20 protein-coding genes are annotated in these 13,142 nt (G+C 28.9%); 18 read left to right on the top strand and 2 right to left on the bottom strand.

What is annotated here, in order from left to right:
• Nucleotides 1-37 precede the first annotated feature (37 nt).
• The 9 genes from rpiB (at nt 38) to ACTTAT_RS06125 (ending at nt 7,891) form a co-directional block, all read left to right on the top strand.
• Entirely contained in the window at nt 38-484 is a 447-nt protein-coding gene (gene rpiB, locus ACTTAT_RS06165; RefSeq protein WP_440680165.1) for a ribose 5-phosphate isomerase B, read from the top strand.
• Nucleotides 477-1,763: a serine hydroxymethyltransferase gene (gene glyA, locus ACTTAT_RS06160; protein ID WP_440680164.1), complete on the top strand. Its 1,287-nt coding sequence runs from the start codon at nt 477-479 to the stop codon at nt 1,761-1,763. Before rpiB ends, glyA begins: the two co-directional genes overlap by 8 nt.
• A 3-nt stretch (nt 1,764-1,766) precedes the next feature.
• Nucleotides 1,767-2,228 (top strand): transcriptional regulator NrdR, encoded by a 462-nt coding sequence (gene nrdR / locus ACTTAT_RS06155; protein WP_440680163.1) that lies wholly within the window; start codon nt 1,767-1,769, stop codon nt 2,226-2,228.
• Nucleotides 2,209-3,282, top strand: a complete 1,074-nt coding sequence (gene ribD, locus ACTTAT_RS06150; protein ID WP_440680162.1) for a bifunctional diaminohydroxyphosphoribosylaminopyrimidine deaminase/5-amino-6-(5-phosphoribosylamino)uracil reductase RibD — start codon at nt 2,209-2,211, stop codon at nt 3,280-3,282. Before nrdR ends, ribD begins: the two co-directional genes overlap by 20 nt.
• Nucleotides 3,263-3,859, top strand: a complete 597-nt coding sequence (locus ACTTAT_RS06145) for a riboflavin synthase (protein WP_440680161.1) — start codon at nt 3,263-3,265, stop codon at nt 3,857-3,859. The genes ribD and ACTTAT_RS06145 overlap by 20 nt, the downstream gene beginning before the upstream one ends.
• On the top strand, nt 3,849-4,928 hold the full coding sequence (gene ribB, locus ACTTAT_RS06140; RefSeq protein WP_440680160.1) for a 3,4-dihydroxy-2-butanone-4-phosphate synthase: 1,080 nt from the start codon (nt 3,849-3,851) through the stop codon (nt 4,926-4,928). The genes ACTTAT_RS06145 and ribB overlap by 11 nt, the downstream gene beginning before the upstream one ends.
• A complete protein-coding gene (gene ribH, locus ACTTAT_RS06135) occupies nt 4,925-5,335 on the top strand; it encodes a 6,7-dimethyl-8-ribityllumazine synthase (RefSeq protein WP_440680159.1) in 411 nt (136 codons plus the stop codon). Before ribB ends, ribH begins: the two co-directional genes overlap by 4 nt.
• The gene (locus ACTTAT_RS06130) at nt 5,335-5,718 is read left to right on the top strand and encodes a transcription antitermination protein NusB (protein ID WP_440680158.1); all 384 of its coding nucleotides are present in this window, start codon (nt 5,335-5,337) and stop codon (nt 5,716-5,718) included. The genes ribH and ACTTAT_RS06130 overlap by 1 nt, the downstream gene beginning before the upstream one ends.
• Before the next feature lie 67 nt (nt 5,719-5,785).
• On the top strand, nt 5,786-7,891 hold the full coding sequence (locus tag ACTTAT_RS06125; protein ID WP_440680157.1) for a sodium-translocating pyrophosphatase: 2,106 nt from the start codon (nt 5,786-5,788) through the stop codon (nt 7,889-7,891).
• Between the two features lie 8 nt (nt 7,892-7,899).
• On the opposite strand, the gene ACTTAT_RS06120 is transcribed toward ACTTAT_RS06125, so the two are convergent.
• Nucleotides 7,900-8,355, bottom strand: a complete 456-nt coding sequence (locus ACTTAT_RS06120; protein WP_440680156.1) for a hypothetical protein — start codon at nt 8,353-8,355, stop codon at nt 7,900-7,902.
• On the opposite strand from ACTTAT_RS06120, the gene ACTTAT_RS06115 reads away from it, so the two are divergent.
• The 6 genes from ACTTAT_RS06115 to rpmG are packed head-to-tail and all read left to right on the top strand — an operon-like array spanning nt 8,348 to nt 10,829.
• Nucleotides 8,348-8,776 (top strand): ubiquinol-cytochrome C chaperone family protein, encoded by a 429-nt coding sequence (locus tag ACTTAT_RS06115; RefSeq protein ID WP_440680155.1) that lies wholly within the window; start codon nt 8,348-8,350, stop codon nt 8,774-8,776. The two genes, ACTTAT_RS06120 and ACTTAT_RS06115, sit on opposite strands and share 8 nt — an antisense overlap.
• A 15-nt stretch (nt 8,777-8,791) precedes the next feature.
• A complete protein-coding gene (rpmF, locus tag ACTTAT_RS06110) occupies nt 8,792-8,971 on the top strand; it encodes a 50S ribosomal protein L32 (RefSeq protein WP_440680154.1) in 180 nt (59 codons plus the stop codon).
• A gap of 6 nt (nt 8,972-8,977) precedes the next feature.
• Entirely contained in the window at nt 8,978-10,009 is a 1,032-nt protein-coding gene (plsX, locus tag ACTTAT_RS06105) for a phosphate acyltransferase PlsX (RefSeq protein ID WP_440680153.1), read from the top strand.
• A complete protein-coding gene (locus ACTTAT_RS06100) occupies nt 9,999-10,286 on the top strand; it encodes an integration host factor subunit alpha (RefSeq protein WP_440680152.1) in 288 nt (95 codons plus the stop codon). The genes plsX and ACTTAT_RS06100 overlap by 11 nt, the downstream gene beginning before the upstream one ends.
• Nucleotides 10,286-10,645: a MerR family transcriptional regulator gene (locus ACTTAT_RS06095; RefSeq protein ID WP_440680150.1), complete on the top strand. Its 360-nt coding sequence runs from the start codon at nt 10,286-10,288 to the stop codon at nt 10,643-10,645. The genes ACTTAT_RS06100 and ACTTAT_RS06095 overlap by 1 nt, the downstream gene beginning before the upstream one ends.
• On the top strand, nt 10,638-10,829 hold the full coding sequence (rpmG, locus tag ACTTAT_RS06090) for a 50S ribosomal protein L33 (RefSeq protein ID WP_009360193.1): 192 nt from the start codon (nt 10,638-10,640) through the stop codon (nt 10,827-10,829). Before ACTTAT_RS06095 ends, rpmG begins: the two co-directional genes overlap by 8 nt.
• A 6-nt stretch (nt 10,830-10,835) precedes the next feature.
• Here rpmG and ACTTAT_RS06085 read toward each other — a convergent pair whose 3' ends face one another.
• On the bottom strand, nt 10,836-11,132 hold the full coding sequence (locus tag ACTTAT_RS06085; protein WP_440680148.1) for a chorismate mutase: 297 nt from the start codon (nt 11,130-11,132) through the stop codon (nt 10,836-10,838).
• A 22-nt stretch (nt 11,133-11,154) separates the two neighbouring features.
• Between ACTTAT_RS06085 and ACTTAT_RS06080 the strand changes: the two genes are divergently transcribed.
• Genes ACTTAT_RS06080 through rpsI form a run of 3 tightly spaced genes read left to right on the top strand, consistent with a single transcriptional unit; the run spans nt 11,155 to nt 13,094 of the window.
• The gene (locus ACTTAT_RS06080; protein ID WP_440680146.1) at nt 11,155-12,201 is read left to right on the top strand and encodes a COX15/CtaA family protein; all 1,047 of its coding nucleotides are present in this window, start codon (nt 11,155-11,157) and stop codon (nt 12,199-12,201) included.
• Between the two features lie 15 nt (nt 12,202-12,216).
• Nucleotides 12,217-12,678 (top strand): 50S ribosomal protein L13, encoded by a 462-nt coding sequence (rplM, locus tag ACTTAT_RS06075; RefSeq protein WP_440680144.1) that lies wholly within the window; start codon nt 12,217-12,219, stop codon nt 12,676-12,678.
• A 2-nt stretch (nt 12,679-12,680) separates the two neighbouring features.
• Nucleotides 12,681-13,094: a 30S ribosomal protein S9 gene (rpsI, locus tag ACTTAT_RS06070; protein WP_440680142.1), complete on the top strand. Its 414-nt coding sequence runs from the start codon at nt 12,681-12,683 to the stop codon at nt 13,092-13,094.
• Nucleotides 13,095-13,142: the final 48 nt, after the last annotated feature.

Below are 13,142 nucleotides of genomic sequence, written 5' to 3'. Positions count from 1 at the left end.
GTTTTAGACAAAGTGATTAATATAAATATTAATCACTTTGTCTAAAACTTTTATAACTAAAAAAATATTTATATCTTCTGATCATGCCGGTTATGATCTTAAAAACTATTTAATTAATCAGATTCTAAAGAAAAAAATTAAAATTACAGATTTAGGTCCATTTTCAAAAGATTCAGTTGATTACCCGGACTTTGCTAAAAAACTATCTAAAAAAATAACCAATATTAATTTTGGAATTCTGGTTTGCGGAACTGGTATTGGAATGTCAATTATGGCGAATCGTTATAGAAAAGTCAGAGCATCATTGGTCTTTAATTCTAAAACAGCAAAATTAGCAAGAGAACATAACAATGCTAATGTTTTGGTGCTAGGTTCAAGGGTGACAAATAAAAAAAATGCTTTAAAAATAACGGAAATTTTCTTTAAAACAAAATTTTTAAAAGGAAGGCACTTAAGAAGGATAAAGAAATTTAATAATGTCTAAAGAATTAAAAACAGAGATAGATTTTTTTGAAAAGTCATTAAAAGATAGTGATCCAGAAATTTTCTCATCTATAGATGAGGAGTTAAATCGCCAAAGAAATCATTTAGAATTAATAGCCTCAGAGAACATTGCTTCCAAAGCGGTCATTGAAGCGCAAGGAACTGTATTAACGAACAAATATGCCGAAGGATATCCAGGTAAAAGATATTATGGTGGTTGCGAATTTGTTGATAAATCTGAAAATTTAGCAATTGAAAGAGCCACAAAATTATTTGATGTAAAATTTGCAAATGTTCAACCACATTCAGGAGCACAAGCTAATGGAGCAGTTTTTTTAGCTCTTTTAAAACCAGGCGATACAATTTTAGGCATGGGTATTGACCAAGGTGGACACCTCACCCATGGAGCACCACCTGCGCAATCAGGTAAATGGTTTAACGCTATTGCGTATGGCGTAGATAAAAAAACCGGTTTATTAGATTATGATCAAGTTGAAAAACTCGCTATTGAGCATAATCCAAAATTAATTATTGCAGGCGGTAGCGCATATTCAAGAATTATAAATTTTAAAAAATTTAGAGAGATAGCTGATAAAGTAGGAGCATATTTATTAGTCGACATGGCTCATTTTTCTGGATTAGTTGCAGGTAAAGCATACCCGAATCCATGTGATCACGCTCATGTAGTTACATCTACAACTCATAAAGTTTTAAGAGGTCCAAGAGGTGGAATAATTTTAACAAATGACGAAGATCTGGCAAAAAAATTCAATTCAGCAGTCTTTCCAGGTTTGCAGGGCGGTCCTTTAATGCATGTTATTGCAGCAAAAGCTGTTTGTTTTAAAGAAGCTTTACAAGACGATTTCAAAATTTATTCCAAAAATGTAATTGAAAATGCCAAAATTTTATCTGAAACACTTAAAAACCTTGGTTATGAAATTTTCTCTGGTGGCACGGATACACATTTAGTTCTTATCGATCTAAGACCATTAGGTTTGACAGGTAAAGAAGCCGAAAGATCTTTAGTTAATGCAAACCTAACATGTAACAAAAATGGTATACCTTATGATGAAGCGAAACCTTGGGTCACTTCTGGTATTAGACTTGGTACACCAGCATGTACCACTAGAGGATTTGGATTGGCTGAATTTAAACAAGTTGCCGAGTTAGTTGATGAAGTTTTAAAAGGCTTAAAAGATAACAAAGATGATAATTCAAAAGCAGAATTATCTGTTAGAAAAAAAGTAATTGAGCTTTGTAAGAAGTTCCCAATTTACTAAATTATGCTTTGTCCATTTTGTAAAGAAAAAGATACCTCAGTAATAGATTCTCGATCAACTGAAGACGGGACAGCAATACGTAGAAGGAGATTGTGTGGTTGCGGTAAGCAAAGATTCACAACTTTTGAAAGAGTTCAATTTAGAGAGCTAACTGTTATAAAAAAAAACGGTAGAAAATCACCTTTCGACAGAGAAAAACTTACTAAATCTGTCATGACAGCTTTAAGAAAAAGACCCATCGATAATGACACAATTGAAAAATTTGTATCTAAAATTTATCGTAATTTAGAAGATCTTGGACAAAACGAAATCATGTCTTCAACGATAGGAAAATTTGTGATGGATGGATTAAGAGAATTAGATCACGTAGGGTATGTAAGGTTTGCATCTGTCTATACTGATTTTAAAGAAGCTAAAGATTTTGAGCAATTTGTTGACAATATTAATGCCCAAGTTAAAAAATAATTTACCAAATAAATATTTAATTAATTTAGCTAATAAACTCTCAGAAATTAATCAATTCGAAACATTTCCAAATCCATGCGTTGGCGCTGTAGGTATTGATAAAAATAATCATATACATTCAGCTGTTACAGGAAAGAAAGGATCGCCTCATGCAGAATTTGCTTTATTAAAAAACAAAAAAATAAATTTTATAAATGAACTTTATACCTCTTTAGAACCTTGCTGCCATATAGGCAAAAACCCTTCTTGCTCTAACTTAATAATTAAAAAAAAAGTAAAAAAAATTTTTTCATCATCTATAGATTTAGATGAAAGGGTAAAAGGAAAAACAAATAGATTATTAAAAAAAAAAAATATTTCTTTAAAGTATACTAAGCAGCCTTCAAAACCTTCTATTCTTCACAATTATTGTAATTTAAATCAAAAACCCTATGTAGTGGTAAAAATAGCATCTAGTAATGACTTTTATAGTAAGCATAAATTCAAAAGATTATTCACAAGTACATCTGCTCTAAAGTTTGCTCATTTATTAAGATATCAATCTGACTCGATACTGGTTGGAAAAAATACAATTAATCACGACAATCCAAGTTTAAATTGCAGATTAAATGGTATCGAAAAAAAAATTGCGATTTTTATAATAAATAAAAATCTTATTTTTAACAAAAAAGTCTTTTTAAATAATAATTTAAAAGGTGCTTATGTTTTTCATTCTGAAAAAAATAAAATAAAAATTAAAAAAGTAAGTAAATTTTTTAAACTAATATATTTTGATCTAAATCAACCGATTAACGATTTACTTAAAGTTGTCTATCGACTTGGATATAAAAAACTTCTTATCGAAGGTGGCGCTAACACACTAAGTAACTTCTTAAAAAGCAAATGTATTAATGAATTGTATCACGTGAAAAATAAGCTTAATTTTAATAAAAATGGCCTGTTAAGCATAAAAAAAATTATAAAAAATAATAAATTACCTTTAAATCAAGTATTAAACCTAGAACAAGATTTGATTTTGAATTACAAATCAAAATATGTTCACTGGAATTATTGAGGGTACTGTAAATTTAAAAAAAATATCAAAGAATAAAAATAATTTTTCTTATATATTTAGTTGTAAATTACCGGTAAAAAAAAAAGATATTGGCACTTCAATCTCAATTAATGGAGTTTGTTTAACTTTAGTAAAATTTAGTAAAAAAAAAAGAAATAACGATTTATACTTTGATATTTCTCCAGAAACCTTAAAAATTACTAACCTTATTAACAGTAAGGTAGGTGATTTCTTTAATATTGAAAAATCATTAAAATTTGGTGATGAAATTGCTGGTCATTTTGTTCAAGGACACGTTGATGATATTGGGAAAATTAAATCTTTTATAAAAATAAAAAACTCCTGGCAAATTTGGATACAAATTAAATCTAAATTTAAAAAATTTTTAATTACAAAAGGTTCTGTTTCTGTGAATGGTATTTCATTAACAATTAATAATATAAAAAATAATATGTTTAGAGTAGATATTATCCCTCATACATTTAACAAAACAAATTTAAATAAATTAAAAAAAAATAGTACAGTGAATATCGAGTATGACTTATTAATTAAATTTTTAAAACAAAATGTTAAATAAATTCACACCAATAGATCAATTACTCAAAGCAGCAAAAAGAGGTGAGATTTTTATTTTGGTTGATGATGAAAGAAGAGAAAATGAAGGAGACCTTGTATTTTTAGGAGAAAAATGTTCGCCAAAAAAAATTAACTTTATGGCAAAGTATGGGAGAGGTTTGATATGTTTGGCATTAGACAAGAAGCAATCATCTAAACTTGGTTTAAAATTAATGCCAAGTTCAAATTTTTCGCGTTTTAGTACTGCATTCACAGTCAGTATCGAGGCAAGAAGGGGTGTTACAACCGGTATATCTGCTTACGATAGATCAAAGACAATTCTAACTGCAATTAAAAAAAATTCTTCAAAAAAAGATATTGTTACACCGGGTCATATTTTTCCTCTTGTTTCAAGAGATGGTGGTGTTTTGATTAGAGCTGGTCATACAGAAGCATCAGTTGATATTGCTAAATTAACTAAAAAAAATCCTTCTGCCGTTATTTGTGAAATTATGAATGAAGATGGCACAATGGCCAAAAGAGACCAACTGTTTAAATTTGCAAAAAAACATAAATTAAAAATATCTAAGATTGAAGATTTAATAGAATATCGTTTTAAAAAAGAAAATTTTTTAAAATTAAAATCTAAAAAAACATTTAAATTTAAAAAAAATATTTTAGATAAACAAATTTTTCAAAACTCAATAGATAAAAATAAACATCTAGTCTTTTCAAAAATTACCAATAAAGCAAACTGCAAAGTTAGAGTTTTATCAATAAAAGATAAATTATCACAAAATATTTTTAATAATAAAGATGTAAAGAATTCTCTTGGTTATTTAAATAAATCAAATAACTTTTCATTAATTGTCATTCAAAGTTCAGTAATGAAAGAGGATAAAAACTTCATTAATTTTTCTGGCAATAAAAGAGAATTTGAAGCTAATTTTATAAGAAATTATGGCGTTGGTGCTCAAATAATAAAAAAATTAGGTTTAAATGATATAATATTAGTAACCAAATCAAAAAAAAGAATAGTTGGATTAGATGGATTTGGTATTAAGATTAAAAAACAAGAGATTTTTAAATGAAAAAATGCCTAGTCGTATATTCTGATTATTACAAATCTATAAGCAAAAATCTTTTAAAAGGTTGCATATCGATTTTAAAAAAAAATAAAATTAATTATGATGCTTATCTTGTTGACGGATCCTATGAGATACCACAATTAATTAATATAAAAATTAAAACAAAAAAATATAATTCTGCAATTGCATTGGGGTGTGTAATAAAAGGCAAAACTCCTCATTTTGACTTTATATCTAAAGCAATAACAGATTCGATTATGAAATTGTCTTTGAAATATAATTTACCTGTATCGAATGGTGTTTTAACTTGTAATAACCAAGCACAGGCAAAAATAAGATCTTCTGGAAAAAAAAATAAGGGTATTGAGGCAGCGAATGCACTTATTTCAGTTTTAAAAAATTTAAAGTAATGAAGTCCGGAACGCGAACTAAACTAGTTCAAAAAATCTATGAGAGAACAAAAAATCCAGATGGAGTTATTGATTTTGGAAAAGATCCTTACATCAGGCATATAAAAAAAGTATTTAAAGGATATTTTGAACAAGAAGAACAACTTAATGAAATTTTAAGCAGATCTCTTTCTTCTGAAATTAAGCAAAAAAATTTAGATAGTTTATTAAATATCATACTGAAAACTTCAATTTATGAGCTAAAGTTTTGTGAGAAAATTCCATTTAAAGTTGTTATTAATCAATATTTGGATGTAACAGCCCAATTTTATGGGAATGACCAAAAAAGGCTTGTAAATGGCGTTCTAGATAGCGTGGCAAAATCGTTAAATTCATCTAATTAAGTTGATTTATATTGCAATTTTTGGCAATTAGCCTGTTTTTAACAAGGATATATAAAGGAAATAATAAATGAACCCAACAGAAACAATTATTTTAGACTATGTTGTTCTATGTGGTATCGCAGCCGTCGCTTATGGTTGGATCGCCAGTCAACAAATTTTAAATGCTAGTGCAGGAAACAATACTATGCAAGAAATTGCAGGTGCTATTCAAGAAGGTGCACAGGCGTATTTAAACAGACAATACAAGACAATTGCAATCGTAGGAGCCGCTGTACTAGTTCTTGTTGCGATACTATTTAGTCCATTGGTAGCTTTAGGTTATCTAATTGGTGCAGCCTTGTCTGGTGTTGCAGGTTATGTTGGAATGATTATTTCTGTAAGAGCCAATGTTAGAACAGCTGAAGCTAGTAGAAGTGGTTTGGCAAAAGGTTTAGATATTGCTTTTAAATCTGGAGCAGTAACTGGAATGTTAGTTGCTGGTTTAGCGTTATTAGCTATTACAGTTTATTATAAATTATTAGTTTCTATAAATTCATCTGAAAGAGAAATTATTGATGCATTAGTCGCTCTTGGGTTCGGAGCTTCACTAATATCAATTTTTGCAAGATTAGGTGGTGGTATTTTTACTAAAGGTGCCGATGTAGGAGCAGATTTAGTAGGAAAAGTTGAAGCTGGAATTCCAGAGGATGACCCAAGAAACCCAGCTGTTATAGCTGACAACGTAGGTGATAACGTTGGTGATTGCGCAGGAATGGCCGCAGATTTATTTGAAACATATGCTGTTACTATTGTTGCCACAATGGTTCTAGCATCAATTTTCTTTACAGGAAATTCTAGCATGATGGTTTATCCTTTAGCTATCGGTGGAATTTGTATCTTAACATCTATCATTGGTACTTTTTTTGTTAGATTGGGAAAAAGTAAAAATGTAATGGGAGCTTTATATAAAGGTTTCGTTGCTACAGCTGTTTTATCTTTGATAGCCATGTATCCAGTAACTGACAATATTATTGGGCTAGAAAAAACTCTAAATGTTGGAAACTTATCTTTCCAAGGTATTGATTTATTCTATTGCGCTGTAATTGGGTTAATTATTACCGGTTTAATAATTTGGGTTACAGAATACTATACTGGAACTGACTACAGACCAGTAAAATCAGTTGCTCAATCTTCGACAACTGGTCATGGTACAAACGTAATTCAAGGTTTAGCTATCTCAATGGAAGCTACAGCGTTACCAGCATTAATTATTGTTGTTGGAATCATAACTACCTATTCGCTAGCTGGTTTATTTGGAATTGCAATTGCAGTTACCAGTATGCTTGCATTAACAGGAATGGTTGTTGCGCTAGATGCATATGGACCTGTAACTGATAATGCTGGAGGTATTGCTGAAATGTCTAAATTACCATCAAGTGTTAGAAAAACTACTGATGCTTTAGATGCTGTAGGAAATACTACAAAAGCTGTAACAAAAGGTTATGCAATTGGTTCAGCTGGTTTAGGTGCATTAGTTTTATTTGCTGCTTATACAGAAGATATTAAATACTTTTCTGCTCAAACAGATTCAGCATTAAGCGGTATCAAAGTAAGTTTTGATTTATCAAACCCTTATGTTGTTGTTGGATTGTTAATTGGTGGTTTGTTACCATATCTTTTTGGTTCAATGGGGATGCAAGCAGTTGGTAGAGCAGGAGGTGCTGTTGTAAATGAAGTTAGACGACAGTTTAAAAAAATGCCTGGCATCATGAAAAGAAAACAAAAACCTGACTATGCTAGGGCTGTTGATTTATTAACTCAAGCTGCGATTAAAGAGATGATTATTCCTTCTCTTTTACCTGTGTTATCGCCAATAGCTGTCTATCTAATAGTATTGGGTATAGCGGATCAATCATCTGCATTGTCAGCTTTAGGGGCAATGTTATTAGGTGTAATTGTAACAGGATTATTTGTTGCAATTTCTATGACAGCAGGTGGTGGAGCGTGGGACAATGCTAAAAAATATATCGAAGATGGTAAATTTGGAGGCAAAGGTTCTGAAGCTCACAAAGCTGCGGTAACTGGTGATACTGTTGGTGATCCATATAAAGACACAGCTGGTCCTGCAGTGAACCCAATGATAAAAATTACTAATATTGTTGCTTTATTGCTTCTAGCAATTATAGCACATTAGATAGCTAATTATTTTTTAAATTTTTTTCGAGCATTCTCCATCCTCTTACGCGTAGAGTTTAAGAGGTTTCTGGAGAATGTGTCTTTTACTGCCAATGTCTTGGTTTTTTCTTCAGTGAATTTAATATTTTTCATTTTTTCTAAATCATAAAAGTCTATTTTTTTCGCTATACCATAGTTATTAAAAAAAATTTCGACATAATCATTTAAATAAATATCTCTTTTGCCGTATTTGGTTTTGGTTTCCCTTACTTCAAAATATGACCATCTTTTATCTTCCTTATTTTTAATTGGAGCAGGTCCCATAATCTTCAATATATCATTTTTATTAGTCTCATTTATTTTGATTAGTTTTGTCTTATTTTTTAAGTTAGATACACCGTGCACATTATCTATTTTGTTTAATGTGCAAGATGCAAAAAATAATGTAAAAAAAAGGATAGATAATTTTTTTAAAATGGACATAGAAAACCTATATAGCAAAACTTTAATAGATTCTAGAAATCCCGATATATTTAAAAATCATCTTCCTGATGATTTAAATCATAAAGTATTGGTATTTTTAATTTTTTTGTCTAAAATTTTTAACAAAGTGTCCAAAAATGATGAGAATTATCAAAAATTCTTTGATTATATCTTTAATAGGATTGAGATAGATTTAAGAGAGCTTGGTTATGGAGACATGTCTGTAAATAAAAAAATGAAAATTATAGTGACAAAATTTTATTCAATTCTAGTAGATTTTAAAAATTATCCAGATCAAGCGATGGATTATAAGCGTCAAATACTATCAAAATACTTTTCTAAAATTGAACAAATGGAAGATTTTATCGAGATTTTGAATAAGTATTTTGCTATTGATAATGTTACATATAATGATAATTAACCCCTGAAAATTATTATGGCAGTACCTAAAAGAAAACTATCAGTTGCTAGAAGAGGAAAGAGAAGATCTCATCTTGCAGTTGACTTTAAAAATATTGTTGAAGATAAAAAAAGCGGAGAATTTCGCCTTTCTCACCATGTAGATAAAACTACTGGCATGTATAACGGTAAACAGATTTTTAAGCCCAAAAACTAATCTAGAATGTCAAAAAAATTTAACATTGCAGTTGATGCAATGGGAGGGGACAATGCACCAGAAAAAGTTTTAGCTGGAGTTGATCTTTTTTTTAAAGAAAACAAAAAACATAACGTTAATTTTAATTTATATGGAAATGAATCCGATATTAAAAAAATAATTAACAAATATAAAAATATTAATAAAAATAATTCAAATATTATTCATGCGCCAGATAAAGTGCCGGGTAATGTTTCTGTAAGAGATGCTATTAAGCTTGGAAAAAAAACAAGTATGTGGATGTCAATTGAATCGGTTAAAAACGGAGAAAGCGATATTGTAGTATCTTCAGGAAATACCGGTGCATTGTTAGTAATATCCAAGTTGATATTAAAAATGATTGAAGGTTTAGATAAACCAGCACTTGCAGGTATTTGGCCAAATTTCAAAAACTATAGCATTGTTTTAGATTTAGGAGCAAATGTAGAATGCTCAGATAAAAATCTTGTTGAGTTTTCTGTTATGGGTTCCGAATTATATAAAGCTATTTGCAACAAAGATGATGTTGTTGCTGGTTTACTAAATATAGGTTCAGAAGAAATTAAAGGAAATGAGCAAATTAAAAATGCACACATTGAATTAGAAAAGAATAAAAATTTAAATTTTAATTACAGGGGCTACGTAGAAGGTAACGAGATTAAAAATGGAGAAGTTCATGTTATAGTAACAGACGGTTTTACTGGTAATGTTGCATTAAAAACAGCAGAAGGAACTGCAAACTTTATAACAACAGAAATAAAACAATCATTTTCAAAATCATTTTTTTCAAAAGTTGGATATATTTTTAGTTACTTTGCATTTAAAGAAATTAAAAAAAAATTAGATCCCAGAAGATACAATGGGGCTATTTTTTTAGGTTTAAATGCTCCAGTTATTAAAAGTCATGGTGGCGCCGATGCATACGCTTTTTACAATTCTCTTGATTTGTCATTTAGAATTTTAAATGGTAATCTTGTTAATAAAATTAAAAACAATTTTATTAGTAATAATGTCAAATAATGTCACTCGACAAGATCTTTACGATTTAACACACAAAGAATTAGGAATTTCTAAAAATGAATGCATCAAATTTGTTGATCTAGTTTTTGAAAGTATCCTTAAAAATTTCGAAGAAGGTAATAAAGTAAAAGTTTCATTATTTGGTTCTTTTGATGTTAAAGATAAAAAAGCTCGCATAGGAAGAAATCCAAAAACAAAAGAGGAGAAAGAAATTTCCTCTCGTAGAGTTGTAACATTCAAACCGTCTAAATTTTTATCGAAAAAAATTAATAAATAATGAAATCAAAAGGTGCATTTAAAACTATTGGAGAAGTGTGTGAAATTGTAGGTTTAATAGACCCTGAAACAGGTAAAAAAAAAACACATGTATTAAGATTTTGGGAAAAACATTTTAAAGAAATTAAGCCTTCTTTAATTTACAAAGGTAGAAGATATTATTCAGAAAAGAACATTGATTATGTTAAAAAAATTAAAAAACTTCTTAAAGAGGAAGGTTATACAATAAAAGGTTCAAAGAAAGCCCTTCTTAATAAAAATATCCCAGTTGACACTTATTCTGATGATACTATAAGCACAGACAAATTAATAAATTTAAAAAATAAAATTAAAGAGTTAAAAAAATATTTAAATGGCTAAAAAAAGTTCATTAAAAGTTAGACTGGTTCCAGAAGAAAAGCCAGATAGTAAATATTATTATTATGCTAAAAAACCAACCGCAGGTGAAAAAGCAAAAGAAAAACTAAAAATGAAAAAATATAATCCTGCTACTCGTAAACACGAATGGTTTGTGGAAAAAAAACTGCCACCACATAGTAAATAATAAATATTATTTATATTTCTTTCTTTCTAGCTGAATAAAAGAGTTAATCATTGTTAGCCAAATCTTTTTAATAATAAAACTTTCAATATTCAGTTTTTTACCCTTTGTTATTCTAACTTTTATCATGCTTGCAATTCTTTTGGGATCAACAATTTTATTTTTTGGCTTGTATTTGATAACTTGTAAAACTTGCTTACGTCTTTTTGATAATAGCTTTAGTATTTGAAAATCTAATTTATCTATATTTTCTCTAACTTTTTTTAATTTTTTTTCAGGTGACAATTTGATCGTTTTTTTTTTCATCAAGAAAAATATACATAAATAAATGCTAAAAATACAACAAAATTACGATAAGACATTTATTTGGTTATTTACGACAAGTATTTTGCTTGTTGCTTTAATTTGGGTCGGTGGTTTAACAAGATTAACCGGTTCTGGGTTATCTATTACTGAATGGGAAGTTTTTAGTGGAATTCTACCACCTTTAACAAATCACAAATGGATTGAATACTTTGAATTATATAAAAAAATTCCAGAGTATCAAAAAATTAACTTTGGCATGTCAATTGATGAATTTAAAGTAATTTTTTGGTGGGAGTATATACATCGTATATTAGCTAGAATTCTTGTTTTAACATTTTGTATTCCTTTACTGTATTTTGTTTTTAAAAAACAAATACATGGAAATAAATCTACATTTTTATTTTTTGTTTTAGCTTTGTTTTTAACCCAAGGTTTTATGGGTTGGTATATGGTTAAGAGTGGACTTGTTTCCGAAACAGATGTTAGTCATTTTAGGTTGGCTGCACATTTGTCTCTTGCAATTATAATTTATGGTATGATTTTTTGGGCATTACTTAATAATCAAAAATTAAATTTAAAAATTAAATTAAATAAATCGACAATTTTAATGATTATTTTGATTTTGCTAATCTTATTACAAATAATTTGGGGAGCTTTTACATCCGGTTTGAATGCAGGGTTACTTTACCAAACGTGGCCCCTAATGAACGAAAACTTTATTGCTGATGATATTATATTGACAAAAATTTTAACAGCTACAGTATTAAATAATCCTTCTTATGTTCAGTTGGCACATAGATTTTTAGCATATTTTATAATTTTTTATTCTATTGTAATTTATTTTGCTCATTTCAAAAAAACTAATTTAAAATTAGCGTTTAAATATATTTTTGTGGCATTGGCGTTACAGGTAATTCTTGGAATATTAACCCTTATTAGTGGTTTAAATATTTATCTAGCAAGCTTCCATCAAATGGGATCAATTTTACTGATTTCTTCTGCTATTTATGGGCTTTTTTATACTAATCATAACCAAAACTTAATTGACACTTCGGTTTATAAACAGTAATTAGCAGCCTTCAACATGACTGATTTTATTAAAAAAAGCGAATTAGAAAACAAATGGTTTCACATTGATGCAACTAATGTAGTTGTAGGAAGACTTGCTGCAGAAATTTCAAAAATTCTAAGAGGAAAAAACAAAGCTACCTTTACGCCAAATATGGATAATGGAGATTTTGTTGTGGTTACAAATGTTGAAAAGATTAAATTTACTGGAAGCAAATATACAGATAAAAAATACTACAAACATACTGGTTGGCCAGGAGGAATAAAAGAAAGAACTCCTGTTAATTTTGTAGAAAAAAATAAACCAGAAGAAATTTTAAGATTAGCAGTAAAAAGAATGTTACCAGGCGGTCCTCTCTCAAAAAAACAATTAACTAAATTAAAAATTTATGCTTCGGAGAAACATCCCCATGAAGCGCAGCAAATACAAAATATTGATTTTGGAAAATTAAATAAAAAAAATATTAGAAGTAATTAAATATGAGCACGGAAGTAATTAAAATCACAAAAGATGCAATTTACGCAACAGGTAAAAGAAAAGATGCAGTTGCTAGAGTATGGATGTTAAAAGGAACTGGTAAAATTTTTGTTAATGGTAAAGTTTTTTCACAGTATTTTAAAAGACCTGTTCATCAACTGGCTATTGAAAAACCACTCACTATTACAAAATCAAAAGATATTTATGACATCGTAGCTACAGTGAAAGGTGGTGGAATGAGTGGTCAGGCAGGAGCTGTAACACACGGTATTTCAAAAGCTTTAGTGGTGACATCACCAGATACAAGAAAAATTGTTAAAAAAAATAAAATGCTAACCAGAGATTCTCGAACGGTTGAGCGTAAAAAGCCTGGACAAAGAAAAGCAAGACGTAAGTTCCAGTTTTCTAAAAGATAAGTCTCTTTTAGTTTTTTATTGTTTTAAATTCAAACACAACTAAATTTA

Origin of the sequence: Candidatus Pelagibacter sp. HIMB1517, from assembly GCF_052047895.1 — a bacterium.
In the GTDB taxonomy this organism is placed as follows: Bacteria; Pseudomonadota; Alphaproteobacteria; order Pelagibacterales; family Pelagibacteraceae; genus HIMB114.
Note: the sequence above shows the minus strand (reverse complement) of the source record. Positions and strands in the feature narration are given on the sequence as shown.

What these genes read in the sequence shown, in the direction of transcription:
- glyA (WP_440680164.1), top strand. Translation starts at nt 477, where the DNA reads ATGTCTAAAGAATTAAAAACAGAGATAGATTTTTTTGAAAAGTCATTA.
- nrdR (WP_440680163.1), top strand. Translation starts at nt 1,767, where the DNA reads ATGCTTTGTCCATTTTGTAAAGAAAAAGATACCTCAGTAATAGATTCT.
- ribD (WP_440680162.1), top strand. Translation starts at nt 2,209, where the DNA reads ATGCCCAAGTTAAAAAATAATTTACCAAATAAATATTTAATTAATTTA.
- ACTTAT_RS06145 (WP_440680161.1), top strand. Translation starts at nt 3,263, where the DNA reads ATGTTCACTGGAATTATTGAGGGTACTGTAAATTTAAAAAAAATATCA.
- ribB (WP_440680160.1), top strand. Translation starts at nt 3,849, where the DNA reads ATGTTAAATAAATTCACACCAATAGATCAATTACTCAAAGCAGCAAAA.
- ribH (WP_440680159.1), top strand. Translation starts at nt 4,925, where the DNA reads ATGAAAAAATGCCTAGTCGTATATTCTGATTATTACAAATCTATAAGC.
- ACTTAT_RS06130 (WP_440680158.1), top strand. Translation starts at nt 5,335, where the DNA reads ATGAAGTCCGGAACGCGAACTAAACTAGTTCAAAAAATCTATGAGAGA.
- ACTTAT_RS06125 (WP_440680157.1), top strand. Translation starts at nt 5,786, where the DNA reads ATGAACCCAACAGAAACAATTATTTTAGACTATGTTGTTCTATGTGGT.
- ACTTAT_RS06115 (WP_440680155.1), top strand. Translation starts at nt 8,348, where the DNA reads ATGGACATAGAAAACCTATATAGCAAAACTTTAATAGATTCTAGAAAT.
- ACTTAT_RS06120 (WP_440680156.1), bottom strand. Translation starts at nt 8,355, where the DNA reads ATGTCCATTTTAAAAAAATTATCTATCCTTTTTTTTACATTATTTTTT.
- rpmF (WP_440680154.1), top strand. Translation starts at nt 8,792, where the DNA reads ATGGCAGTACCTAAAAGAAAACTATCAGTTGCTAGAAGAGGAAAGAGA.
- plsX (WP_440680153.1), top strand. Translation starts at nt 8,978, where the DNA reads ATGTCAAAAAAATTTAACATTGCAGTTGATGCAATGGGAGGGGACAAT.
- ACTTAT_RS06100 (WP_440680152.1), top strand. Translation starts at nt 9,999, where the DNA reads ATGTCAAATAATGTCACTCGACAAGATCTTTACGATTTAACACACAAA.
- ACTTAT_RS06095 (WP_440680150.1), top strand. Translation starts at nt 10,286, where the DNA reads ATGAAATCAAAAGGTGCATTTAAAACTATTGGAGAAGTGTGTGAAATT.
- rpmG (WP_009360193.1), top strand. Translation starts at nt 10,638, where the DNA reads ATGGCTAAAAAAAGTTCATTAAAAGTTAGACTGGTTCCAGAAGAAAAG.
- ACTTAT_RS06085 (WP_440680148.1), bottom strand. Translation starts at nt 11,132, where the DNA reads ATGAAAAAAAAAACGATCAAATTGTCACCTGAAAAAAAATTAAAAAAA.
- ACTTAT_RS06080 (WP_440680146.1), top strand. Translation starts at nt 11,155, where the DNA reads ATGCTAAAAATACAACAAAATTACGATAAGACATTTATTTGGTTATTT.
- rplM (WP_440680144.1), top strand. Translation starts at nt 12,217, where the DNA reads ATGACTGATTTTATTAAAAAAAGCGAATTAGAAAACAAATGGTTTCAC.
- rpsI (WP_440680142.1), top strand. Translation starts at nt 12,681, where the DNA reads ATGAGCACGGAAGTAATTAAAATCACAAAAGATGCAATTTACGCAACA.